This window comes from Nostoc sp. (genome assembly GCF_036917635.1).
GTDB lineage: Bacteria > Cyanobacteriota > Cyanobacteriia > Cyanobacteriales > Nostocaceae > Nostoc.
On the sequence record NZ_JBALCW010000078.1, the window covers coordinates 14,621 to 38,223 of the forward strand.

Genomic DNA, 23,603 nt, shown 5'->3' on the forward strand with positions numbered 1-23,603 from the left:
TATCCTTAAGGAGACTGATTGGATGAATGTGCAGGCAATTGGCAAGTTATTACAAGAGACATTCAAAGAATGGAGTGAGGATAAAGCCTCACGGTTAGCGGCGGCGTTAGCTTATTACACGATTTTTTCTATTGCACCATTGCTAATTATTGTAATTGCGATCGCAGGGGCAGTATTTGGAGAAGAAGCGGCGAGGGGGCAAATCGTTGGACAAATTCAAGGTTTAGTCGGCCGAGATGGCGCAGCATTTATCCAAACAGCCATTCAGAATGCTAACAAACCACAAACAGGAGCGATCGCTTCTATTATTAGTATTGTAGTTCTCCTAGTGGGTGCTACTGGCTTATTTACCGAGTTGCAAGATTCCCTCAACACAATTTGGGAAGTGAAACCGAAACCCGGACGCAATGTAACTAACATGATTCGCCTACGCGTTTTGGCCTTTGCAATGGTGATCGGTATTGGCTTTTTACTTTTAGTTTCTCTGGTAATTAGTACGGCATTAGCAGCATTAGTAACATACTTTAGTAACTTGCTGCCAGGTGTCGATTTTCTCTGGCATATTCTCAATTTCATCCTCTCTTTTGCGATCACTACGTTTCTATTTGGGCTGATTTTTAAAGTTCTACCAGATGTCGAAATTGCTTGGAGTGATGTTTTAATTGGAGCTATGCTCACCTCCTTTTTGTTTTCTATCGGGAGATTTTTGTTAGGACAATATTTAGGTAATGGCAGTTTTGGTTCAGCCTATGGTGCAGCTGGTTCACTGGTAGTAATCTTAGCTTGGGTTAACTATGCCGCGCAGATTCTTTTCTTCGGTGCGGAGTTTACCCAAGTTTATGCCAGAAGGTACGGTAGCGGTATAACCCCATCTAAACATGCTATACCTTTATCTGATAACACGAAAAATAATGGCAAGGCTCCAACGGAGCAATCGTCCAATAATAAGAAGTCTTCTTCTAACTTTATTAATCGCTTATTCCAATCTTTCAATAAACCCAAGCGCTTAAAACAGAAAAGAAAAAATCAGCGATTTTAATTTTTTAATCCGGAAATTATATGTTTATAAATCTGATAGATATTGAAGTATTTAACCTCTAATAAAAGTCAGCTTTATGAAATAAGACCACAGATAAATAACGTGACACTGGATTTTTTCCAGAAGTCTATTGAGAAAGGAAGAAAATCAGTGCTAATCGAAAAATGGTTTTTTATCAATTGGCAAGCAATCTTTGTTCCTAGCATCAGCATCTTTGAGTTAATTATCCGTGGTTCGCTGGTTTATTTAGCGCTGTTCTCAGTGCTACGCATGCTTCCTAGCCGACAACTAGGAACACTAGGAATCACTGATTTACTCGTAGTTGTGCTATTTGCTGAAGCTGCCCAAAATGCTATGGTGAGTAATTATACATCGATTACTGAAGGCGCTATCCTAGTAGGAACTGTGATTTTTTGGAGTTACTTGCTGAACTGGTTGGGCTATAAAATACCCCGGTTCCAACGTTTTCTGAATCAGCCACCACTGCTATTAATAAAAAATGGTCGGATGATTGAGCGTCATTTGCAACGAGAGTTAATTACAGAGGATGAGTTGATGAGCAAGTTACGCCAGCAAGGTGTAGAATTTTTAGCAGATGTGAAGTTTGCATATATGGAGGCTGACGGCAGGATTAGTATCATCACCTTCGACTCCAAAACTAGTCCCGTCCCTGAGCAAAAAGCAATAGTAAAAAGCGATATACATTAATTAAACTGTAAAATATGACGGTTGTATTCTGTGCCGAACCGTGATTGAGCGTTATACTTTGCCCGAAATGGCTAATCTATGGAGTGAAGCCTATAAACTAAAAACTTGGCTGCAAGTCGAAATTGCTGTTTGCGAGGCTCAAGCTGAACTAGGTTACATTCCATCTGAGGCGGTTGAGGAAATTAAGGCCAAGGCAGATTTTGATCCCAATAGGGTGTTGGAAATTGAGGCTGTAGTCCGCCACGATGTTATTGCTTTCTTGACAAACGTCAACGAATATGTAGGTGAAGCCGGACGCTATATTCACCTGGGTTTAACTAGTTCGGATGTTTTGGATACAGCTTTAGCACTGCAATTAGTTGCCAGCCTGGATATATTATTGCAACGTTTGGAAGATTTGATTCAGGTAATTCGCCAAAAAGCAGGGGAACATCGTCATACAGTGATGGCTGGTCGATCGCATGGTATTCATGCTGAACCGATTACTTTTGGGTTCAAGCTAGCTGGCTGGTTAGCAGAAGTGTTGCGACACCAAGAACGCCTGAAAATTCTCCACGAAACGATCGCTGTGGGTAAAATGTCTGGTGCGGTGGGAACTTATGCTAACGTTGAACCGCGTGTAGAAGCGATCGCTTGCCAAAAACTCGGACTCAAACCCGATACAGCCTCAACTCAAGTTATTTCCCGCGATCGCCACGCCGACTATGTGCAACAATTAGCTTTAGTAGCGGCATCCATCGAACGTTTTGCTGTAGAAATTCGCAATCTACAAAAAACAGACGTTCTCGAAGTTGAAGAATTCTTCGCCAAAGGTCAAAAAGGTTCCTCCGCAATGCCACACAAGCGCAATCCCATCCGTTCGGAACGCCTGACGGGAATGGCGCGACTCGTCAGAAGCCATGCAGGTGCAGCTTTAGAAAACGTCGCTCTCTGGCATGAGCGGGATATTTCCCATAGTTCTGTAGAACGGGTAATTTTGCCAGATGCTTGCATTTTGATGCATTTTATGTTAATAGAAATAACCGATTTGGTGAAAAACCTATTGGTTTATCCTGAAAACATGGAAAGAAATCTCAACTGCTACGGCGGCGTTGTGTTCAGTCAAAAAGTCCTGCTTGCCTTGATAGACAAGGGAAGCAGCCGAGAAGAAGCTTATGCGATGGTTCAAGAAAGCGCTCACGCCGCTTGGAACAAGCCAGAAGGTAATTTCCAAGACTTGATTAGCAAAGATCCTCGCGTTACCGAAAAGTTGTCCCCAGCAGAACTAGAAGTCTGTTTTGACCCCCAGCAGCATCTGAGCCATTTAGAAGAGGTTTATCAACGGTTGGGAATTTAAGATTAATTTGCTTGGGGACTTCCAAATAAAAAAATACCCAAAAACAGACGAAAAAACTCTCTCCTCCCCTCCTCATTCCTCTGTGTTCTCTGTGCCTAATAAGGTTCGTTTATTTGGGTAATTTATTTCTTGGAAGTCCCTTTTAGTGAGCGCTTAAACGCTCACTACTAACCTGTTATTCAAAAAGAATATATAAAAATACCAAAAATCTTTAGTATTGCATTGCTGAAGACTGTTAATTTGGTGCTGGAATTTTTGATAACACTGGGTAGTATGAATAACACATATTTACTTATTTATTAGTGCTTCGAGTGCTTTCATGATTGAAATCCTAGCCACACTTTCAGCTTCGGCGGCGGCAGGAATGAGAATAGCTACACCTCTGCTAATCGTTGGATTGTTGCAGGGTACTAGCTTGTGGTCGCAAGTGCCAATTTTATCTCACATTTCCCCACCAATCTTATTCGCCTGCCTCAGCTGTTGGTCTTTAGTTGAATTATTAGCCTCAAAAAAGCTATGGGGGCAAAGATTACTACAACTAGTTCAATTATTCATGTCTCCCATCGTGGGGGCAATTATGGGGTTAGCAGTAGCTAGTGCAACAGCAACGCCAAGCTGGATTATTGCCTGTATTGGGGGTTCGTTAGCTTTAGTACTCCAGCTAGTTCAAGTTGGTTGGTTCTATCGGTTACGCGGCTTACCGTTGTGGGCAGTCTTTCTTCAAGATACCTTGTGTGTTGCTCTAGTACTTTTTGCCTTTGGCGCTCCCTGGCAAGGAGGATTAATTGCTTTAATACTGCTCTGGTTTGCACTTCGTAGTGCCAAGCAGTGGTATGACTGGTATCACAGGGGAATAAAGAATAGGGCAAAAAAGTGCTGAGTACTAAGTGCTGTTAGCGGATAGCTATGGTTTAGCCGATGCTGAGTTAATAGTTAGGAATGCTGATTAAACAAAGTGCAAAACTAGTGACATGATAAAATATTATTTGTTAGCCAAATAACTAATTAACTCAATGAATGAATTATTGACTCGTATTACGCAAATTCCGGGTCAATGTGGGGGTCGTCCTTGCATTCGAGGTATGAGAATTAGAGTTAGTGACATTTTAGAAATGTTAGCGGAAAATGTCACCGTTAGCGAAATTTTAGAAGACTTTCCCGATTTAGAACCAGAAGATATTCAAGCTTGTCTTCTGTTTGCTGCACGACGGACTGATTTTGTGCGGTTGACAGCATGAAGCTTTGGATTGATGCACAGTTACCCCCGACATTGGCAAGTTGGGTAACAAATACTTTTGCCATAGAAGCTTTGTCGTTAAGAGATATTGGTTTACGTGACGCTAAAGATATAGAAATTTTTGAGGCTGCAAGAATCGCCAATGTCATCATTATGACGAAAGATAGTGATTTTGTTGACTTGGTTTGTCGGCTAGGGATACCTCCTCAAATTCTTTGGTTGACTTGTGGAAATGTTACTAATCGTAATTTGCGTCAACTTCTGACAATTACTTTGCCTAATGCGGTGGAACAATTACGTCAAGGAGAAATGATTGTGGAAATTAGCAATTATCGATAAACAATTACAATATTTACAAGGAGAGGGAAGCTAGAGACGGGATAAAGCTTTGTATTTTATTTAATTCATTTTCCTTAAGAGTGAGGAGTTTTGTTTATCTCCTCATCTCCCTCATCTCCCTGCGCCTCTGCTCCAATACTTTTTACTGCAAAAGCCCAATCATGTGCAAGAATCCGTGACCGGTAATCAACTCGATGATTAATGCAATAAAACCGAGCATGGCAATTCGACCATTCCATACTTCAGCACTAGTAGTCAGTCCCCATTCCCAACGCTCTTGTGGATACATTTTCACCATTTTTTTCATTTGGGCAGCCTGCGAAAGCTTGAAACTGGGGTTTCTCAGCGCATCAATCACTAATTTTGCCAGTGCATTAATAAATACTGGATGGGTATTAGGAGCAGGTACGCGGCGGAAGTTGTGAATTCCTGACTCTTCGGCTATTTCTCGATATTCAATATCAATTTCTTGCAGAGTCTCGATGTGTTCTGAGACAAAACTGATAGGCACGACAACCAAATCTTTCACGCCCTTTGCCCCTAGTTCTTTGAGGGCATCCTCAGTATAAGGTTGGAGCCATTCTACTGGGCCAACGCGACTTTGGTAAGCTAAAGTGTGGGCATTGGGTCGATTGAGGGTCTGCATAATTAGAGCAGTACATTCCTCAATTTCTTGCTGATAAGGGTCGCCAGCCTCTTCAACGTAGCTTTTAGGAACGCCGTGAGCGCTGAAGAATATATGAACCTCATCCGGGTTAGGAAACTGTTCTAGTTCTTGGGCTATGAGTTGGGCCATTGCTTGCAGGTAGCCTGGTTCTTTGTACCAGGAAGGAATGACGGTGTAATCAATGGGTTGAAGCTTTGGGTCTTCTTGCCAAAGTTTTTCTAAAAGCCGGAAGCTAGAACCACTGGTACTGATAGAAAACTGGGGATATAGTGGTAATATTACCAGGTGTTCTATATTATCTTGAGTAATCTGTGCGATCGCCTCTTCTGTATAGGGATTCCAATAACGCATTCCGACGTAAATCTTGGTTTCTTGTCCTAAATAACCCAACTGTTCTTTTAAAGCTTCCCCTTGCGCTTCTGTGATCCGCCGCAGTGGAGAACCACCACCGATTTGCTTATAATTCTCTTGAGATGTTCTGGTTCGCCGTGAGGCAATAAACCAGGCTAGGGGCTTTTGCAACCAGCGAAATGGTAGGCGAATAATTTCCGGATCGGAAAATAGGTTGTACAAAAACGGCCCGACATCCTCTAGCTTATCGGGGCCACCGAGATTGAGTAATAAGACGCCTACACGACCCATAGCAGTTACTTTCCCCCAATCTTTTCAGTTTTTTTACTAATGTTAATAATATATCTTTATTAAATATAAAGCTTAATAGCAAGGAAATATGCAATGGCAACAATTTTAAGAGATTGGAGTTACCGTTATCAGTGGCTGTATGATGGTATCTCTCGTTTAGCAGCCTTAAGTGTAGGTGGTGAAGCCCGTTTTCGACAACTTGCTTTACAAGGTTTAACAATTCACTCAGATACTCAGGTTTTAGATTTATGTTGCGGCAGTGGCCAAACAACGCAATTTTTGGTAAAATTATCACAAAATGTAACAGGATTGGACGCTTCACCCAAGTCTTTGCAACGGGCGCGGCAAAATGTACCATTAGCAGTCTATCTCGAAGCTTTTGCCGAGAAGATGCCATTTGCAGATAATCTATTTGATGTGGTGCATACTAGCGTTGCTTTACACGAGATGCAGCCTGAGCAATTGCGAAAAATTATTAGTGAAGTTTATCGGGTGTTGAAGCCAGGAGGGATATTTACACTGGTGGATTTTCATGCTCCTACAAATCCGATATTTTGGCCTGGGGTATCAGTGTTTTTGTTGTTGTTTGAGACGGAAACAGCTTGGCAATTGCTGAAAACTGATTTGCCTGGATTGTTAACTGAGAGTGGATTTAATGCGAGTGAGGCAACTTTATATGCAGGTGGTAGTTTGCAAGTGATACAAGCTAAAAAGTGAACAATACTGCTTTATTAATGGGAGGTTAAGTAGGTAGGCAAGATAAAACCAAACTATATAACGAAAAGTAAAATCTCTGTATTTGGCTCGTAGTTGCGCCCTCTTGCGCTTTAGCGCAACTACGAGCCAGTGATAATTATTTGCGCCCACTTACTTATCTTACCTGCTATTAATAAAGTATATAAACCAGATAATTCAGAGTGCTTTGAAGTTGTTAGCGCTAACTTATTCTTATTCAGCTAAGGAGTTACCCGCAATTGTGGCTGAAAATTTAACTCAGCTAGTCGGTGGAGAAGGTTGGAAAGCAGGTAGGCGGTAAAAAAATGACACAAGAATTAATAGACCTCAAAAAGAGTATTTTGGAAGGACGTTATGCAGATGCCTTGGCAATTGTTGAAGAATTAGAAGGCATGAGTAAACAAGCTATTCTGCGGAATATCCAAGCTTATTTAAGGATTCTGCTGATTCATTTAATTAAAAACCAACTAGAGCAGCGATTAACCAATTCTTGGGTTGCTTCTATTCGTAATTCAATCCGAGAAATTAAAAAGTTAAATATCAAAGATCATAAAAAATCTTACTATATTAATTTAGATGAGTGGGAGAATTTCATAGAAGAGGAAGTAATTGAGGATGCGATCGCAGATGCTAGCGATGAAGTAATGGATGGAGTATATAATCAATTTCAACTTGCTGAAATGTTAGATATAAACCAGATAATTCAGAGTGCTTTGAAGTTGTTAGCGCTAACTTATTCTTATTCAGCTAAAGAGTTACCCGCAATTGTGGCTGAAAATTTAACTCAGCTAGTCGGTGGAGAAGATTGGAAAGCAGGTAGGCGGTAAAAAAAATTGACACAGGAATTAATATAGCTAAAGGTAAAAAGAAGCTTTTGTTTGTTGATGTTTCAATCCCTAATAGGGATTTTGATGAATTGCAATGTCAAGAGGTGGGTTTTTAGAGGTGCGCTGTGGAGTTTCAATCCCTAATAGGGATTTTGATGAATTGCAATGATTTATTGGGGGGCAAATCAAGAAAAGTTTTTAAAGTTTCAATCCCTAATAGGGATTTTGATGAATTGCAATTCTTAATTTCTTCTATATATAGTGGTTCGGTTAATAGTTTCAATCCCTAATAGGGATTTTGATGAATTGCAATAATCGAGCGTTGGTAAGCCTTCACCACGCTATGTTTCAATCCCTAATAGGGATTTTGATGAATTGCAATTTGGTTGTGTCAAGGTACAACCAAGATGTTTTTTGTTTCAATCCCTAATAGGGATTTTGATGAATTGCAATCCAATTCCACTTGTATGCGCTCGACAAAATACCGAGGGTTTCAATCCCTAATAGGGATTTTGATGAATTGCAATCTTTAATTTCTTTAGTCCGGTGAGCCACCGGACTTCGTTTCAATCCCTAATAGGGATTTTGATGAATTGCAATTTAATGGCTATGAACCGTTGTTTGGGGTAAGCGTGTTTCAATCCCTAATAGGGATTTTGATGAATTGCAATTTTTAGAAGGAGTTGCAGTTCCCACACCTTCGGGGTTTCAATCCCTAATAGGGATTTTGATGAATTGCAATTCTTGGTTCCCCCCTAAAGATATGAGTAATCTTAGGTTTCAATCCCTAATAGGGATTTTGATGAATTGCAATCTTATTAAGCGTTGATGTACGCTCCAATATTGGTACAAGTTTCAATCCCTAATAGGGATTTTGATGAATTGCAATAGCGGGAGCCTGAAAGCCAAGCTATATTTAGTTTTCAAGGTGCGGTTGCGCGATTCAAGAGCAATCATAGCATTAGAGAATTCGTTTGGGAAGAGTGTCGGGAAAGGTTGAAGGCTAAAATATACTTAACTGTAAGCATTTCAGAGATTGCGCGAATGGAAATTGGGCATCAGTGGGGTGAAATGCTTGCTGGGGTTGAGATAGAAGCACTTTTTTTCGGCTGTGGAATTTGTACACCTACCCTACCGCGCATTTGATTTTTGACTTCCCCGGAGGGGCTGACTATACGTCTGACTTTTCCCTGACAAGAGGCACATAAAAAGAACGCTTAGACAACAAACGAATGTAATATTACAGTAAACTGATTCCTAAACCGTAGTATTTACATTGTAGTACTGTACGGATAAGCAACAATAAAATTTTCGCCAATTGTAAAGTAGAGATGATGCAAGAAATAACACGCCGCAAATTTATTGCAACAGCCACCGTGGCGACGGGTTTTGCCTTAGCAGTACAGCCCATTTCTGCCGGAGTCATCACCACTGATGCTAAGGGGTTGATAGCTGGTGCGGTGAAAATTCCCGTCAAAGATGGCGAAATTCCTGCATATAGAGCAGCACCTGCTACTGGTAGCAATTTCCCAATTGTTCTGGTAATTCAAGAAATCTTTGGAGTACACGAGCATATTCAGGATATCACCCGTCGCTTTGCTCGGTTGGGGTATTTAGCGATCGCACCGGAATTATTTATCCGTCAAGGCGATGTCTCGAAATTAAGCAGCATAGACGAAATTCGCCCAATTGTCGCCAAAGTGCCAGATGCCCAAGTGTTATCCGATCTTGATGCAACGGTAAACTGGGCTGTGAAATCAGCTAAAGGTAATGCCGGTAAATTGGCAATTACAGGCTTCTGCTGGGGTGGTCGCATTATCTGGTTATATGCCGCACATAATCCCAAGGTGAAGGCTGGTGTAGCTTGGTATGGACGACTTGTGGGCGATGCTACCGAACTTCAACCCAAATATCCTATTGATATTGCATCAAAACTGACAGTCCCCGTTCTCGGACTCTATGGTGGGAAAGATACCAGTATTCCCCTTGATACAGTAGAGCAGATGCGCGTAGGCTTAAAGTCCAGCACCAGCAAATCTGAAATCATCGTCTACCCCGATGCAGGCCACGCTTTTTTTGCCGATTATCGCCCTTCCTACCGCGAGAAAGATGCTAAGGACGGTTGGAAACGTCTTTTGGCGTGGTTTAAGCAAAATGGTGTTTAACAAAGTTTCGGTTTAGGAACTGTGACTTTGAAAAAAGTTCCAAATTGTTTCACTGGCGTTTAGCCCCAGCTTTGCATTGAATTTATTTAGGCTTTTGTCAGTTGAGGAACCACCAGGCCAGAAATGTCCGCCGTTTACTACCGCTAGCTGCCATACTTCTGAGTTGCCACTACAACCAGTATAGATAGCGGTTTTCACTTTATCTTTAGAAAAGTTAGGAGATTCATTTGATGAAGTACATTGATCGTGCGATCGCCAAAAATCTACCATATCTGAGATAGAAAGCAGCGCTCCTCGTTGAGTGTGATCGTCTCCTTCATAAAGGACATCGCGATCGTTTGTACCGTTGATCGTTAACATCGATATAGAAGTTCGAGGCTGGCAATTAGATTTGAGTCTAACTGGGAGCGAACCAGCTACTGATGCAAAAGCAGAAATTTTATCAGGTAACTTACAAGCTAGTGCTTGGGTAAGTATGGCACCTCTAGAAAAACCGGTGGCATAAATTTTATGGCTATCAATATTGATTTGCTGCTTAAGATCATTAATCAAAACATTGACAAATGAAACATCATCCACCCTTCCTTGAGCGTTACCTCTAAGGCTCCATTTTTGGTCAATTCCATCTGGATAAACAACAATAAATCCTTTCTTATCTGCTAATTCATTGAAGCGAGTCACATTACTGATAGACCGACCATTACCTTCATCTCCATGAAACACTAAAACTAATGGCATTGGGCGGTCTGGATTATAAGATTTTGGAGTGTACAAATAGTAAGTACGTAACTTTCCTTGGTCATACAGTTCTCCATAATTATCACCATTCAAGATTTTTGCTTTAGTTATACTTTTTTGTTCAGCCTGAATGGAATCGCACGCTGTCAATAAACTAATTCCAAGTAGAACTATTAGAATTTTTTTTAAAAGCCGAGAATTTTGATAGATTTTCATATTAATTAAATTGATTTATGAACAAATCTTCTTAATTATCAGTTTTCCAGTAAGTTTAGTTTGTTACACCAATCAGTTGCTTTGCTGTGTTGCTCTCAGTTTAAAATACTAAAAAATAATACACAATGGAATAAAGTCATAATTTCAGCATGACTTTATTCACATTTTGGATTTTAGCTAAAACAATTTTGCCATTGCTGTCACCGAAGGTTTGATCAACTATAGCCGTTCTCAGTTGAGTGGGAGCATCCTAATGAGTGCTTAAATCTTTTTCCTCACTTCCAGCCCCTCTCCCATATATGGGAGAGGGGAGAAATAATTCTAGTCCCCCGAATCCCATTTTTGGGAGAAGGGGTTAGGGGATGAGGGCTATCAAGGTTTTTGCACCTGACGGGATGCTTCCAGTTGAGTAGGTAGTGAACTGCACCCACAAGCCCCTAAGAGGAAGCGAGGAGCTTGCAATTATGGGGCGCTCTATTGAGAATAGGCTAATGCAAATTATCTAATAATATTAAAGCATTAAATAAAATCTATTTTCACCTATCTAATTGCTGAAATTAAAGCGGTAAAAGATATTCATATATGACTGAAAGGCATAGTTATACCATGTCCGCTTGATTACTTATTAAACCTCAAGAACTCCAAAGAGCCAAAGAAAGCTACGCTTCGTCTTCCCTCCCCACTTTTCGAGAGAGGTTTTCCAGATGATCTGAATTGTCAGATGATATGATACCCAAACAAAAAAAAGCCTCCCATAGTAGGAGGCTTAAAAGTTAGCGGAGAAAACTTGTTAAACTACTGCGTAACTACAGCGATGACTCCTCCTAATGCAGAGAAAACCGCAGATACGGATGCTGTGGCAAACAGCCACCAAGCTGCTGTGGCTGCGGCTTTGCGGGTTTCTTCCGCTTGACGCTGTGCTTGATGTTTCACCTGTTCTAGGCGGCGTTGGGCTTCCTGCTGTATGCGTTCTGCACGTTGCAATACTGTGTTGCGGGCCCGTTCAATTTGGTCAATGATCCCGTTGGCATCTTCCTCAGAGATGTCGTCACGCGAACTCATTATAGCTACTAGGGTATCACGGTCGAAAGAGGAGAGGCGATCGCGCAGAGCATCAAATCCCGCTTGCGGATCGTCAAAAAATGTGCGGACATCGCGCTTGATACTATCATAGTTAAGTTCCGGGCGATCCAAGGAGTTGAGATAGTTACGAATGCGGCCAAAAACCCCGTCAATTGCGTCTTGAATGCCTCGTTGGATATTCCGCACTTGTTCTACAAATTGATCCCTTACGGATACAATGTTATCGGCAATCCGCGCCGCTTCTTCATCGCTCATATCTTCCCGAATTTTCAGCAGGGCGATGATGGTAGAACGGTCAAAATGGGAAAGGCGATCGCTAAAAGTTTCTACCCCAACTCGCGGATCGTGCAACAGTAGTTGCAAGTCGCGTTTGATACCTTCAGGATTAAGTTCTTCTTTACCAGTTTGGCGCAGATACTCTTCCAGATAACCTTTGAAGTTTGCCGCTCTTTGCTGTGTGCGGGTAGCTAAACGCCGAGGCGCACGCACAAAGTTCCGAATCGAAGTTTGGGTGGAATCAATGATTTCATTGACTTGTTGTTCGCTCAAGTCTTGACGTTGACTGAGTAACTTCACCAGTGTATCCCGGTCTACCTGCGACAACCGACGGCGCAGTGCTACGGCTCCCTCTTTGGGATTTTCAAACAATCTGGTCAAATCTCGCCCGATACCTTCTGGGTTCAATTCTTGTTTACCAGTATTCCGCAGATAATCTGCGATCGTGGTAGTAACAGAATCGTATTGCTCTTTGGCTTTATCCACTACAGCTTGGGGTGTCTGGCGAATATTATGCCACGACTCCTGAGTAGTATTGATGATTTGATTAACTTGATCTTCACTCAAATCTTGCCGTTGACTCAACAATTGCACCAAGGTATCGCGGTCAAAGCGAGACAACCGCGCTCGAATTGAGGTGATTCCAGCTTGGGGATCTTCCAGTAGCTTTTTGAACTCCGCGCGGATGGCATCAGGATTCAGTTCTGATTTTCCTGTATTACGGAGATATGATTCTACATTCAGCCACAGGGTTTCTGCTTGATATTGCGCCTGTTCTGCTAGCCCTTTAGATTCTACCAAGACGCGATCGCGTTGTTTTTCCAACTCTTCGAGAATGCTGTCTACTTCATATAGCTGGACATCATTCCGTTGCAGCAATATCGCCCGCATTTCCTGACGATCGAGGTGGGCTAGTCGCAATGTCAGGGTTTCATAATCTGCATCTGGGTCTTGCACCAGTGGTTTGAAATTCTGCTCAATACCTTCTGCTGTCAAATCGGCTTTTGGAGTAACTAGCAGATAACTTTCCACTGCCCGTTGCAAGTCTTGGACTATTTCTCTTTCTTCGACACCTGTAACTGTCACTAGCACATCGCGGCGGACAAATTCTAACTGATCTGCAATGCGCTGAATTTGAGCTTGGGTAAGCAGTCCCCGTTGTTGCAGGATATTGGCGAAATCGTTGCGGGATAGTCGTTCTAGTTCGCTGCGGACTATTCCCGGGTCAGCTGCTGGGTCGTAGAGAACATCACGAAATTCCTGGGCGATTTTTTCCTGGCTCATTTGCCAAGCATAAGTGTTGTGCAGGTAGTTTTCGACATCAGCCCGAATTGGGCTATAGGGTTGTGATGGTGTTGGCAACCCTATCTTATCTGCTTGTTGGGTGACTTTATCTTTGGCGGTGGTGAGACTACGCAAGATTTTTTCCACATCCAAATCAGGCAAATCTGCCCGTCCCATCACAGTGGCGGTTAAAGCCGATAGTGCTTGCTGGATTGTACTTTGCATTGGCCCTTGGCCTGCCTTTTGGTTTTGGTCACCTTCTTTGGAACCACCCTTTTCTGCTAATAACCGATCCAGTTTGGCATTGAGTTCATCTGTCTTGTTTTGTCCTGCTGGAAGTGATTTCAGATAATCCATTAAATCACCCAGGCGGTCTTCGGTGGGTGATTGCTGGCTCACTACCTGTTGCCAAACTTTATACAAGGTATCAGCAATGCGGCTAACATCTTTTTTGGAAAGGTCGGTGCGGCTGCTGACTAACTCGATAAACTTCTCGCGGTCGATGTTGCGAATATCTGGAGTCCCTGCGATCGCTTTTAATTGCGGATCGTTGAGTAAATTTTCAAAGTCACTGCGAATCTTTGACAAATCTAGCTCTGGAGGACGCAGCTTGTCTAAGTAATCTTCTATGTTTTCCCGGATACTTCCAGGGTCGATAGCGCTTCCTAGTTCCCGACGGAGTGCGGCGGCGGCGGCTTCAGCTGTTGCGACAACTTGGTTATTGACAGCCTTTGCACCTAGTGCGGCGGTGGCTGTCCCCATAATCGCCTGAAAACCGGAAGTTGCCGTATTGACGACTGAGCCAATTAAGGAACCCACGGTAGTAGAACTTACCCAGACGAGGAGCAAAAAGTAAGCGCCCCAAATCACCAAACCGAGAATCGCTCCCAATCCTGGGCTAAAGATTTCCTGGCTCAATTTTACCGCCAGAAAACAAGCAATTAATAAGGCGATCGTCACAGTGACTAATGTCCAAAGCCCCACTGCGGTGCCAATTTTGCGAATGTTACCGCCCAAACTTTCCGCTTCCCCACTTTCCCCACTATCTGAATTTGAGTCAGATGAGTTCCCCAGGTAGGAAATACCGGCTGCAAGGGAAAGATTAGTTAAAACTAATTGGAAAGCAAAGGCTAGGATCACGCCGGAGATTAAAGCCACAAAAAAGTGCGGCCCGGAAATGAGAGCCGATGCCTGTGCTGGCGTGACGTTTGAGGTATCTACTGATGAACTCTGTGCCAACCACAACAGTGGTTTGTAGAATCCCAGCATGATTTGCGTACTTTGGAACATTGTATTTCCTTCTTCTAAGGTTTAAATTTGGGGAATTAAGATTTTCTTGAGAAGCAACTCTTAGTATTTATGTATGTTTGTACCTATGGCAATACCTAACTCATTAGCTCAGAATCCTGGAATTTGGTTATTTAAAGCATCTCTCTAAAGATTGAAAAGTGTATCCAGCGAAAGATATAACTTTTTTTATCCCTCGGTGAGAATTTTAATCAAATTACCACCTAATCTTAATTATGTATAGCTAGTTTTTACTTTTTAATTGGTTATTTGTAGCGATTGATTCTGTTTGAATTGTAATTTTTTAGAAGTCCTTTACATTTATTTACATATTGGTTTTTGGTCACCCTCTCAAGGTGGATTTGTCTAAAAAAATACCTTTCTGATAATCGTCCAGAAGAGGTGGTTGTGGTTTGTACCCAGAGACAGAAATAAGTCTAGTTACAAACAGTTACATTAAAGTTAAGAAATGAATCGTTGAGGATAAAAAAATGGCAACTCGTTATTCCAGAGATTTGCCACTATTTCCAACAGAATGGAATCGCAAATATCGCAATGAAATTCTGTTTGGCTAGACTCCTCAAGCCAAAATTCGGAACGGTCATTTTGCAATAATTGGCTTTTTTGCCTATTTATTTGGGGATTTAGCTGGCTATAGCGTTGTTCGTGACCTTTTGCGCTTAATTGGCTATTAGAAGATTAAACACTTGAAACATTACTAGATATCGGAGAAAAAAATGGCAACTCAAGAGACTCGTCCTTCTACTGATTTACCACCTGTTGCAAAAGAATACAACGGCATAGACCGCAATGAATTTTTGTTTGGCTGGACTCCCCAAGCGGAAATTTGGAATGGTCGCTTTGCAGCAATTGGTTTTCTAGCCTATTTACTTTGGGATTTAGCTGGTTATAGTGTTCTGCGTGATGTTTTACGCATAGTTGGTTACTAGAACATTAAACACGTGAAATTTGCCCAATCGAGTTAAATATAACTCTTGTAGGGTGGGCATCCTGCCCGCCCAGCTTATGCAAGTTTATTTGTAGAACAGTTTACTAGATATCGGAGAAAAAAAATGGCAACTCAAGGAACTCCTCCTTCTACTGATTTACCACCTGTTGCAGTAGAATACAACGGGCGCGATCGCAATGCATTTCTGTTTGGCTGGACACCTCAAGCCGAAATTTGGAATGGTCGCTTGGCAGCAATTGGTTTTCTAGCCTATTTATTGTGGGATTTAGCTGGTTATAGCGTTCTGCGTGACGTGCTACACATCATTAGTTATTAGCAGCAATAGCTAAAAAGTTAGGAGGAACCCCTGCAACGCAGTGGCTCCTCCTTTGATAATATTAATTAAGTTTATTTAAGTAAGTTGGTCAAATTAAATATAAAACCTCACCCTACCTCCGGCTTCTCTCGACAATAATAAGGGGAGGGATTGAGGGTGAGGTTTAATCTTATATTTAATTACCTCTACCTACTTATTAGCAAAAAAAGCCACCCAGTTATAGGTGACTTATCTATGATTGCAATCGGATAAAAGTTACTGAAATTTTTAACAGTGATTATTCATCAATACAACTGGGAATACCCAAAACAGCGCAGGGGAAATTAGAACCTAGTGCCTCAATCATCGGATGATTAACAGAGTTGCAACCGAGAAACAGAATATCGGCAGTTTCTGATTCAACAACTTTTTGAAGTTCTCTAGAAATGCAGCCAAACCGTAAATGAGATTTGAAGCAACCTTGCCATTCTTCAGCCAGACTTCGGGCTTGCCAGAGAATTATATCTGCTTGTTGCAGGGGAGTTACCACTGTCTGCAATTTGGGGTGAGTTAATACCTGTGTGGCAGACTTTGATATTTGACTGATTTGGCACTCAAATGCAGGCTGTTGTATTGGTAAGCTCAAGACATTTGAATACTGGCTTTTTGAATTGTCTTCTAGCACATAAACGGCTTGAACGGTGACTTCTGCATTAGTAGCTAAACGCGTTTGATGGGCAATCCAGAAGGCAATATCTAGTGCCGTATGACTGTTAGGAGATGCGTCATAAGCAACGATAAGATTAACTGCTCTTGTTTTTTGAGGTTTTTTAGAAAAAGGTTTTTTTGGTTCTGGCAATAGTACCATTTGTTCAATTAAGTCATCTCGGCCTGTGGCACTTTGCAGACGTGCTAACATTGGCTTAATTTGCACAGTTTTACTTCTCCCAATGAAATGAGTTAACAATGAGAAGCAGGGCGATCAATTTGAGATTTTGGATTTTGGATTTTGGATTTTAGATTGAGTGACGATAACCAAAATTTCAAATCTTAAATCAATCAAGGAAACCCCAATAATAACTGTATTACAGCCAAAGTCTTGGGGGTTCCTTCCATTGCCTACGGAGTTAGCTGACGGGCTAAGACTGGAAGGTGTCTCTCTCTTAGGAGTGGTGAGTGCTGAGTTAAAGATTAATTATTCTTTACTTTTTACTCTCAAATTGCCGCTCTCTGCAAGATACGCCCCACAATATGGTTCCTCCGTTCCAAATGCAGCTTTCATGAATTTGAATTAGGCTACCCACTAGAAAAAATGATAATCTAATTTACTCGTCTTGGGCAAAATAGCGATCGAGGAAATTTAGGGCGTGGTTGCGAAGTTCAAAATATTCTTTTGAGTTTCGCATGGCCGCGCGATCGCGTGGATGTTCAAAAGGAACTTCTAAAATCTCTCCTATAGTAGCAGATGGGCCATTAGTCATCAAGACGATGCGATCGGACATATAAATTGCTTCGTCTACATCGTGGGTAATCATCATCACTGCCTGACGATTATTTTCCCAAATATCCAATACCTGGCGCTGCAATTTGCCACGAGTTAGTGCATCTAGCGCCCCAAAAGGTTCATCCATCAGCAACATTTTTGGACGAATTGCTAAAGCTCTGGCAATACCTACTCGTTGTTTCATCCCTCCAGAGATTTCATCAGGATATTTGTCAGCAGCTGCCGTCAAGTTTACCATTGCTAAGTGTTGATTTACAATGCTAATTTTCTCAGCCCGATTAGCATTTTTTAACACTTCATCCACGGCTAAACGGATATTTTCTCGCACTGTTAACCAAGGTAACAGCGAATAGTTCTGAAATACCATCATCCTTTCGGCTCCTGGCTGACGAATTTCTTGTCCATCTAGCCTGACTGAGCCGGAAGTTGCTTTTTCTAAACCAGCTACTATCTTTAGTAGAGTTGATTTTCCACAACCAGAGTGACCAATTACAGAAATATATTCATCTTCACCAATCGTCAGATTAACTCCATCTAAAACGACAAAATTATCTTTATCAGGTGTCGGATAAGACTTGACTAAATTTTCAATTTCTAAAAATCCAGGACGGGGCAGAACTTCGGTCTGGGTATTAATAGGTAATGAGGTATATTCCATCATCAAAATGCTCCGGGAATAATTTAGTCAATCAATTTTGGATTTTAGATTTGCAATTTTAGATTGTTCCCGATCAAAAGGATGCTGGGTTGCTGAGGATTTTATGTTTATTTCACCCAAAAGCGACAGAGCATAAACCAAGGAACCAAAATCCAAAATCCAAAATCCAAAATTGGTAGGGATTTAAGACATGAAAATCTTAGTGGGAGCATTAGCCCTGATGGCAAAACTATTCAAATAGCCCACAGGATCGCTGGGGTCGAAGCCTTTCTTATCTATAAATACTTCTGGTGGTTCGACCTTGTAATCATCCTTGGGACATTTGATGCCCATTTCAGATGCTATCTCCCGATATAAATCTGTTCTCCAGCCCAGTTCGGCTAGTTTATCCGCATTTTTAGGGAACTCCTTAATTTGTCCCCACCGTGCGGCTTGTGTCATCAACCAGATACTTCTCGATCTCCATAAGAATGTGGAATGTTCTCCTAGCTGTTTGGGAAGGTTGTTAGGAATATCGAAGAAAATCGTGGTGTCAGCCGCTTTGATGGTGCGGTCTTTGCCGTCAAAGCCGCCATAGTTGTAATTGCCGAGAATTCCGGGACTTGTAAATTTCGCAATTGGGGCATTTTTGTTTTTAGGTCTAGCACCTGTAAAGGAACGGTCTGTAATCAGTTCGGCTACTTCTTGGCGGTTTTCTGCTTTGCTGCAATATTGACAGGCTTCAATCATCGCCTTGACTAGGGAACGATAGGTTTTGGGATATTGGTCAATGAAAGATTGCATCACCCCCAAAAGCCGATCTGGGTGTCCCAACCAGACTTCTTTACCTTGTGCGAAGGTAAAGCCGATGTTTTCATTACCTGTTATTGCTCGCGTATTCCAAGGTTCTGCAACCATGTAAGCTTGCATTGCACCAATTCGCACATTTGTTACCATTTGGGGCGGGGGAACGATGATGATGCGAAACTCTTTAAGCGGATCAACACCAGCAGAGGCGGATAAGTAACGGATAAAGTATTCGTAAATGGCCGAACTTAATACTACCGCCCAGACTTTGCCTTCTGGCGGCTGCTTGTCAAAGTAGCCTCTAAAATCGCGCCCAAAGGCTTCTAGGGCCCCATCGCCATATTTTTCTTGATACTCGTACCACGGACGCAGCCCAAAGTCCCACATGGCTTTGTTCATTGTCATGGCGTTACCGTGGCGGTGAATGGTCATCGCTGCACACAATGGGGCGTGGCGTGCGCCTTCAGCACCAATTCTGGCGTTGGTGACGGCACCAGATACTACGGGTGAAGCATCGAGGCGACCAAAAATTAAACCGTCGCGGGAGGTAGCCCAACTGGCTTCGCGGTTGAGTGTAACATTCAAACCATATTTGCGGAAGAAGCCTTTTTTCCAGGCGATCGCAAATGGCGCACAATCATTAACAGGAACGTAACCAACTGTAAGATCGGCTTTTTCTAGGTCTTGGGATCTAACTACTGGTTGTAGAGCTAAGGCTTCTGGAGTTAGTCCTTTGGCGGATCTATCTCCTGAAATCGCACAAGAAGATAGTGCTATTCCCGCCGTTGTTGCTCCTATTCCCTTGATAATATCTCGTCGAGTCCAGTTAATATCACCCATTCTTGTAGCTCCATTGGTGATTAATTACTCAGGCTTCAGGCGCAGAGTGTCTGCTGTTTTGATAGCAGCCGAATTTTGTTAGTTGGAAGTTTTAGGGCGATGGGTTACTAATTCTTGAATTTTCCCTACGGCGGAATCTAGAATTAACCCAGTTAAGCCAATTATGAACACAGCTAAAAATACTGAACTCAGGTTTAAGCGACTCCATTCATCCCAGACAAAAAAACCGATACCAATACCGCCTGTGAGCATTTCTACAGCAACGATTACCAGCCAAGCTATCCCTAAACTAATTCGCAAACCTGTAAAAATATAAGGCAAACTTGCAGGCCAAATGATTTTTTTAATCCGTCGCCAGCGGGGCATTTCTAGCACTCGTGCCACATCTAAATAATCTTTGGGAACGCTAGAAACTCCTAAAGCGGTATTAATAATTGTCGGCCATAGGGAAGTAATAAAGATGACAAAAATGGCTGAAGGCTCTGCTAAATTGAAAATTGCTAAGGCGATGGGTAGCCAAGCTAAAGGCGATACAGGTTTAAAAATTTGAATGAGCGGATTGAGCGCTAACATTGCCGATCTGGACATGCCAATTAAAAACCCCAAAGGAATCGCTACTACCGCACCTAACAAAAAGCCTATTAATACCCGGCGCAGACTTGCGATTAACAACCAACCAATTCCTAAATTGCCCGGGCCTCGCTGATAGAAGGGATTTAAGATGTAGTCTAGATTAGCAATTAACGCTTCTGGTGGGGTGGGCATCAATTCATGGTTGGCAAGTGCAATAATCCACCACAACACAATTATTCCCAAGAACCCCAACACTGGTAGAAAGAAGACATCTTTGAGGATGACAGGTTTTGTTTTTTTCCAAGCGGCTTGTCCGGCGATCGCTGCGATCGCTGCTAAATTTAGTTGAAATATCATTTACGACCTCAACAGATTTAAGTGCAGGTACAAAGAATCCGAGCAGTACCAGCCTTGGACACCGATGAGATCGGAACATTATAAAAATGCCGTCTCTTCAGTCTCCTCTCAATGCCTACGAAGTTAGCTGACGGGCTAGGGCTGAGAGATGCCCTTCACAAGAAAGTTATGAGTTATGAGTTATGAGTTATGAGTTAAATATTTAGTATTAGTAACTTTCAACTCCTCACTCCCAACTCCTCACTTTCTATGAGATACGCCCCACAATTTGGTTCCTCCGCTCCAGCGTTATGCACTGTGACACGCTGAATTAGGCTGACTTACTCTATATGGATACTAAATTATGCACAATATAACATCGATTCTCAGTAAAATCCATTTATATTATAATAATTATTGTTAATTTTAATACTAAGATTAAGTGTTTACTTTTAATTATTTGTAGTAAATAAAACTTATTATTTTAGTTGTGTTGTCGTGAAGTCCTTGCACAGACAGCTAAATAATATAGTCGAGCCAAGTATCAAGAATGTTATTTGCTTGATTAATATTTTTTAAGACAAAATAGATGATACTGAGAAAATTTTCGATCCGGTTAGTTAATTAGCAAACAAAAGAACATAGAGAATGTACTTCTTTTGATAGATGAATAAAATTATGAAATTTGGTAATACCTCTCTGCGCTCGCTAAACTAATTGGATATGGAACTTTACTGACAGTCCGTTAACCGGTAAAGCGTCTTAGCGGGTGGATTTATCCCCCGCTAAGACAACCGCTAGAATCGCCGTCAATTTATTGCGGCGAGTGTCAATCATCTATCTCCTAGCTGATATTTAACATAATGGATTTTAGTCAAGTACTGGCTGAAAAAAGGGACAACATCATCGATAAATGGATTCTAGCAGTTCGCAAGGATAGACGGATTGAAAGTGCTGATGACCTATCTTACACAGCAGTAAAGGATCACATCCCTGATGTTTTGAAAGCAATGGTGACAGTGCTTTCAAAACATCAGGATAATGATATTGAGTCAATAGTTACTGCCAGTTTTCAGCATGGAGCTATTCGAGCGGAACAAGGCTTTGATCCAGCAGAAATTGCCAGAGAATATCATCTGCTGCGAACAGTAATATTTGATGCTCTACAACCAGATTTATTGGGGGGAACACCTGTAGAGATAATTCGTTCTATGCGTTTGATTGACGCTATCATAGACGAAGCGATCGCTCGCTGTTTCAAAAGTTATGTTGAGGAGCGGTTGCGAGAATTACAGCAGTTGCAGGCATCACTAACACTCCATAATGATGAACTCACCCGTTTGATTAGCGCCAATCAAGAGTATGTTTCACAACTAGCCCACGAATTGAAACATCCTCTAACTTGCATTATTGGTTACTCTGATCTGTTTTTACGCCAACAACGACGAAAGACTGAGATAAAAGACACTTCTGCCAATCTCGAACATATTGAGCGGGTACTACGCAATGGTAGACAATTACTCCACCTGATCAACGATGTATTAGAACTTTCGCGGTATGAGGCAGGGCAGATAAAACTCCACCTAGCACCCACCGATGTGCGGGAATTAATCAATAATGTCTGTGAAATGTTGGAACCTTTAGCAGGTGGGAAAAATTTAAAAGTCGTAGTAGATTTCGATCGCGCCCCCAATGAATTAATCACAGATCCTTTTCAATGCCAACAAATTGTCACAAATCTTATTAGTAATGCGATTCGCTATACAGAGGCGGGGACTGTTATTATAATGTGTCAGGTGTTGGAGAATCAAAGATGGGCGATCGCAGTTTCTGATACTGGAATTGGCATTGCACCAGAAAACCAAGCCCAGATATTTGAACCTTACTTTCGCGTCAGTTTTAGCGATCGCCCCTATCTCCCTGATAGTACAGGATTGGGATTAGCAATAGTATCCCGCTTAGTAAAACTACTACAAGGTCAAATTAACTTAGTATCCAAGGTGGGTGTTGGTTCTACCTTCACTATAATTTTGCCCTTAGAAGTCAAGATATGAGAAAGTTTATAGGATATTTTAAAACTTATGAAACTGCATATCCCCTATGTGGCCTGACATTTTGCGGGTGAAATCCTAAAACATTTGACCCCACTTTAAATGTAGAGGGTCATCTGTAATTATCCAGCCTTTTTGAATTCAGAAGAACTGAATTCTGTTCGATAAAAATCATCTTTACAACAATCCTTGTTTTTTCAACTTATCTAGCGCATCCTCAGCAGCAGCTTTCTCAGCCTCTTTCTTATTGCGTCCCTTCCCTTCGCCGTAAATTTTTTCATTTACCAATACTTTGGCTATGAATTCTGGCGCGTGAGAAGGGCCTCCTATTTGTTCTGTAAAATATTTGGGAGGATTTGGAGTAACGTTGCGTTGTACCCATTCTTGAAAGCGATTTTTTGAGTCTACATTAGAACGAGACACAATTATATGCTTAGGATCTACAGAATCAAATAGTGGTTGTATAATTGCGCGAACTGCTTCAATATTAGAATCATTATCTAAATAGTAAGCACCAAGGACAGCCTCAAAGGTGCTACTGACCAAATTAGGATTTTGGAAGCCTCCGTCTCGAATAGCGCCTTTTCCTAATCGCATTCTAAAGTCTAAACCTACTTCCTCGGCGAACTTTGCCAATTGCTTTTCATCTACCAGCCCCGAACGCCGCCGGGTTAATTCATCTTCTCCCATTTCTGGGTGACACTTATATAGATACTCGCCACTTAAGAAATTCAGCAAAGCATCACCGAGAAACTCTAGGCGTTCATTATGTTCACCTTCTCCGGGATTTTCATGGACATAAGAACGGTGGGTAAGCGCACGGCGGAGAAGTTTTTCATCATGGAATATTAGAAGTTTGTGCATTTTTATCTTGTGTGTTGTTGCCTAAATTGATTGTTGGGAACTTTTCAAATGTCATTGTCTTTAGACATGAAAAAACCGCAGTTTGCGGTTTTGATAAAACCCAGTTTTTCGGAACTAGGTTTTTAAAAGCTATTTTAAGCAGCCAGT

Annotated in this window: 20 protein-coding genes, 1 CRISPR repeat array and 2 riboswitches; of the genes, 12 read left to right on the forward strand and 8 right to left on the reverse strand. The window is 41.7% G+C overall.

Annotated features, from left to right (window positions below):
• Window positions 1–22 precede the first annotated feature (22 nt).
• The 6 genes from V7K32_RS18190 (at window position 23) to V7K32_RS18215 (ending at window position 4,659) form a co-directional block, all read left to right on the forward strand.
• A complete protein-coding gene (locus tag V7K32_RS18190) occupies window positions 23–1,039 on the forward strand; it encodes a YihY/virulence factor BrkB family protein (protein ID WP_334995215.1) in 1,017 nt (338 codons plus the stop codon).
• Window positions 1,040–1,195: 156 nt separating this feature from the next.
• Entirely contained in the window at window positions 1,196–1,747 is a 552-nt protein-coding gene (locus V7K32_RS18195) for a DUF421 domain-containing protein (RefSeq protein ID WP_334995305.1), read from the forward strand.
• Between the two features lie 40 nt (window positions 1,748–1,787).
• Window positions 1,788–3,083 carry an adenylosuccinate lyase gene (purB, locus tag V7K32_RS18200; RefSeq protein ID WP_334995216.1) on the forward strand — a complete coding sequence of 432 codons (1,296 nt, stop codon included), beginning with the start codon at window positions 1,788–1,790 and terminating at the stop codon, window positions 3,081–3,083.
• A gap of 319 nt (window positions 3,084–3,402) precedes the next feature.
• Window positions 3,403–3,963: a DUF4126 domain-containing protein gene (locus V7K32_RS18205; protein WP_334995217.1), complete on the forward strand. Its 561-nt coding sequence runs from the start codon at window positions 3,403–3,405 to the stop codon at window positions 3,961–3,963.
• A 124-nt stretch (window positions 3,964–4,087) separates the two neighbouring features.
• Window positions 4,088–4,321 carry a DUF433 domain-containing protein gene (locus V7K32_RS18210; protein WP_334995306.1) on the forward strand — a complete coding sequence of 78 codons (234 nt, stop codon included), beginning with the start codon at window positions 4,088–4,090 and terminating at the stop codon, window positions 4,319–4,321.
• Entirely contained in the window at window positions 4,318–4,659 is a 342-nt protein-coding gene (locus tag V7K32_RS18215) for a DUF5615 family PIN-like protein (RefSeq protein ID WP_334995218.1), read from the forward strand. The genes V7K32_RS18210 and V7K32_RS18215 overlap by 4 nt, the downstream gene beginning before the upstream one ends.
• Before the next feature lie 142 nt (window positions 4,660–4,801).
• On the opposite strand, the gene hemH is transcribed toward V7K32_RS18215, so the two are convergent.
• A complete protein-coding gene (gene hemH, locus V7K32_RS18220; RefSeq protein WP_334995219.1) occupies window positions 4,802–5,968 on the reverse strand; it encodes a ferrochelatase in 1,167 nt (388 codons plus the stop codon).
• A gap of 93 nt (window positions 5,969–6,061) precedes the next feature.
• Here hemH and V7K32_RS18225 point away from each other — a divergent pair, with 93 nt between their 5' ends.
• The 3 genes from V7K32_RS18225 to V7K32_RS18235 all read left to right on the forward strand — a co-directional run bounded on the left by V7K32_RS18225 (window position 6,062) and on the right by V7K32_RS18235 (window position 9,695).
• Window positions 6,062–6,685 carry a class I SAM-dependent methyltransferase gene (locus V7K32_RS18225; protein ID WP_334995220.1) on the forward strand — a complete coding sequence of 208 codons (624 nt, stop codon included), beginning with the start codon at window positions 6,062–6,064 and terminating at the stop codon, window positions 6,683–6,685.
• Window positions 6,686–7,008: 323 nt separating this feature from the next.
• A complete protein-coding gene (locus V7K32_RS18230; protein WP_334995221.1) occupies window positions 7,009–7,530 on the forward strand; it encodes a DUF29 family protein in 522 nt (173 codons plus the stop codon).
• A gap of 59 nt (window positions 7,531–7,589) precedes the next feature.
• Window positions 7,590–8,419: direct repeats of the CRISPR family, unit length 37 nt; unit sequence GTTTCAATCCCTAATAGGGATTTTGATGAATTGCAAT.
• Between the two features lie 445 nt (window positions 8,420–8,864).
• Window positions 8,865–9,695, forward strand: a complete 831-nt coding sequence (locus V7K32_RS18235) for a dienelactone hydrolase family protein (RefSeq protein ID WP_334995307.1) — start codon at window positions 8,865–8,867, stop codon at window positions 9,693–9,695.
• A gap of 12 nt (window positions 9,696–9,707) precedes the next feature.
• On the opposite strand, the gene V7K32_RS18240 is transcribed toward V7K32_RS18235, so the two are convergent.
• Together V7K32_RS18240 and V7K32_RS18245 are read right to left on the reverse strand one after the other, a co-directional pair.
• Window positions 9,708–10,583 carry an extracellular catalytic domain type 1 short-chain-length polyhydroxyalkanoate depolymerase gene (locus V7K32_RS18240; RefSeq protein ID WP_334995222.1) on the reverse strand — a complete coding sequence of 292 codons (876 nt, stop codon included), beginning with the start codon at window positions 10,581–10,583 and terminating at the stop codon, window positions 9,708–9,710.
• 861 nt (window positions 10,584–11,444) lie between these two features.
• On the reverse strand, window positions 11,445–14,582 hold the full coding sequence (locus tag V7K32_RS18245) for an MFS transporter (RefSeq protein ID WP_334995223.1): 3,138 nt from the start codon (window positions 14,580–14,582) through the stop codon (window positions 11,445–11,447).
• 734 nt (window positions 14,583–15,316) lie between these two features.
• Between V7K32_RS18245 and V7K32_RS18255 the strand changes: the two genes are divergently transcribed.
• Together V7K32_RS18255 and V7K32_RS18260 are read left to right on the forward strand one after the other, a co-directional pair.
• Window positions 15,317–15,529, forward strand: coding sequence for a high light inducible protein (locus V7K32_RS18255; RefSeq protein ID WP_334995224.1), 213 nt, complete (start codon window positions 15,317–15,319; stop codon window positions 15,527–15,529).
• A gap of 123 nt (window positions 15,530–15,652) precedes the next feature.
• Window positions 15,653–15,865 (forward strand): high light inducible protein, encoded by a 213-nt coding sequence (locus V7K32_RS18260; RefSeq protein ID WP_334995225.1) that lies wholly within the window; start codon window positions 15,653–15,655, stop codon window positions 15,863–15,865.
• Between the two features lie 277 nt (window positions 15,866–16,142).
• Here V7K32_RS18260 and V7K32_RS18265 read toward each other — a convergent pair whose 3' ends face one another.
• The 4 genes from V7K32_RS18265 to ntrB form a co-directional block, all read right to left on the reverse strand.
• The gene (locus V7K32_RS18265) at window positions 16,143–16,763 is read right to left on the reverse strand and encodes a universal stress protein (protein WP_334995308.1); all 621 of its coding nucleotides are present in this window, start codon (window positions 16,761–16,763) and stop codon (window positions 16,143–16,145) included.
• A gap of 182 nt (window positions 16,764–16,945) precedes the next feature.
• Window positions 16,946–17,152, reverse strand: a riboswitch (cyclic di-AMP (ydaO/yuaA leader).
• A 17-nt stretch (window positions 17,153–17,169) separates the two neighbouring features.
• Complete coding sequence (locus V7K32_RS18270) at window positions 17,170–18,006, reverse strand: ABC transporter ATP-binding protein (RefSeq protein ID WP_334995309.1); 837 nt, start codon at window positions 18,004–18,006, stop codon at window positions 17,170–17,172.
• A gap of 183 nt (window positions 18,007–18,189) precedes the next feature.
• Window positions 18,190–19,632 carry an ABC transporter substrate-binding protein gene (locus V7K32_RS18275; protein WP_334995226.1) on the reverse strand — a complete coding sequence of 481 codons (1,443 nt, stop codon included), beginning with the start codon at window positions 19,630–19,632 and terminating at the stop codon, window positions 18,190–18,192.
• Window positions 19,633–19,710: 78 nt separating this feature from the next.
• Window positions 19,711–20,562: a nitrate ABC transporter permease gene (gene ntrB, locus V7K32_RS18280; RefSeq protein ID WP_334995227.1), complete on the reverse strand. Its 852-nt coding sequence runs from the start codon at window positions 20,560–20,562 to the stop codon at window positions 19,711–19,713.
• Window positions 20,563–20,659: 97 nt separating this feature from the next.
• Window positions 20,660–20,889: riboswitch (cyclic di-AMP (ydaO/yuaA leader) on the reverse strand.
• A 515-nt stretch (window positions 20,890–21,404) separates the two neighbouring features.
• On the opposite strand from ntrB, the gene V7K32_RS18285 reads away from it, so the two are divergent.
• Entirely contained in the window at window positions 21,405–22,595 is a 1,191-nt protein-coding gene (locus V7K32_RS18285) for a sensor histidine kinase (protein ID WP_334995228.1), read from the forward strand.
• A gap of 174 nt (window positions 22,596–22,769) precedes the next feature.
• Here V7K32_RS18285 and rnc read toward each other — a convergent pair whose 3' ends face one another.
• Entirely contained in the window at window positions 22,770–23,456 is a 687-nt protein-coding gene (gene rnc, locus V7K32_RS18290; protein WP_334995229.1) for a ribonuclease III, read from the reverse strand.
• Window positions 23,457–23,603: the final 147 nt, after the last annotated feature.

Bases quoted from the DNA above. Each gene is read 5' to 3' on its own strand.
- rnc (WP_334995229.1), bottom strand. From the start codon at position 23,456: ATGCACAAACTTCTAATATTCCATGATGAAAAACTTCTCCGCCGTGCG.
- V7K32_RS18275 (WP_334995226.1), bottom strand. From the start codon at position 19,632: ATGGGTGATATTAACTGGACTCGACGAGATATTATCAAGGGAATAGGA.
- V7K32_RS18270 (WP_334995309.1), bottom strand. From the start codon at position 18,006: ATGGAATATACCTCATTACCTATTAATACCCAGACCGAAGTTCTGCCC.
- V7K32_RS18245 (WP_334995223.1), bottom strand. From the start codon at position 14,582: ATGTTCCAAAGTACGCAAATCATGCTGGGATTCTACAAACCACTGTTG.
- V7K32_RS18190 (WP_334995215.1), top strand. From the start codon at position 23: ATGAATGTGCAGGCAATTGGCAAGTTATTACAAGAGACATTCAAAGAA.
- V7K32_RS18230 (WP_334995221.1), top strand. From the start codon at position 7,009: ATGACACAAGAATTAATAGACCTCAAAAAGAGTATTTTGGAAGGACGT.
- V7K32_RS18255 (WP_334995224.1), top strand. From the start codon at position 15,317: ATGGCAACTCAAGAGACTCGTCCTTCTACTGATTTACCACCTGTTGCA.
- V7K32_RS18260 (WP_334995225.1), top strand. From the start codon at position 15,653: ATGGCAACTCAAGGAACTCCTCCTTCTACTGATTTACCACCTGTTGCA.
- hemH (WP_334995219.1), bottom strand. From the start codon at position 5,968: ATGGGTCGTGTAGGCGTCTTATTACTCAATCTCGGTGGCCCCGATAAG.
- V7K32_RS18225 (WP_334995220.1), top strand. From the start codon at position 6,062: ATGGCAACAATTTTAAGAGATTGGAGTTACCGTTATCAGTGGCTGTAT.
- V7K32_RS18285 (WP_334995228.1), top strand. From the start codon at position 21,405: ATGGATTTTAGTCAAGTACTGGCTGAAAAAAGGGACAACATCATCGAT.
- V7K32_RS18205 (WP_334995217.1), top strand. From the start codon at position 3,403: ATGATTGAAATCCTAGCCACACTTTCAGCTTCGGCGGCGGCAGGAATG.
- V7K32_RS18215 (WP_334995218.1), top strand. From the start codon at position 4,318: ATGAAGCTTTGGATTGATGCACAGTTACCCCCGACATTGGCAAGTTGG.
- ntrB (WP_334995227.1), bottom strand. From the start codon at position 20,562: ATGATATTTCAACTAAATTTAGCAGCGATCGCAGCGATCGCCGGACAA.
- V7K32_RS18265 (WP_334995308.1), bottom strand. From the start codon at position 16,763: ATGTTAGCACGTCTGCAAAGTGCCACAGGCCGAGATGACTTAATTGAA.
- V7K32_RS18235 (WP_334995307.1), top strand. From the start codon at position 8,865: ATGCAAGAAATAACACGCCGCAAATTTATTGCAACAGCCACCGTGGCG.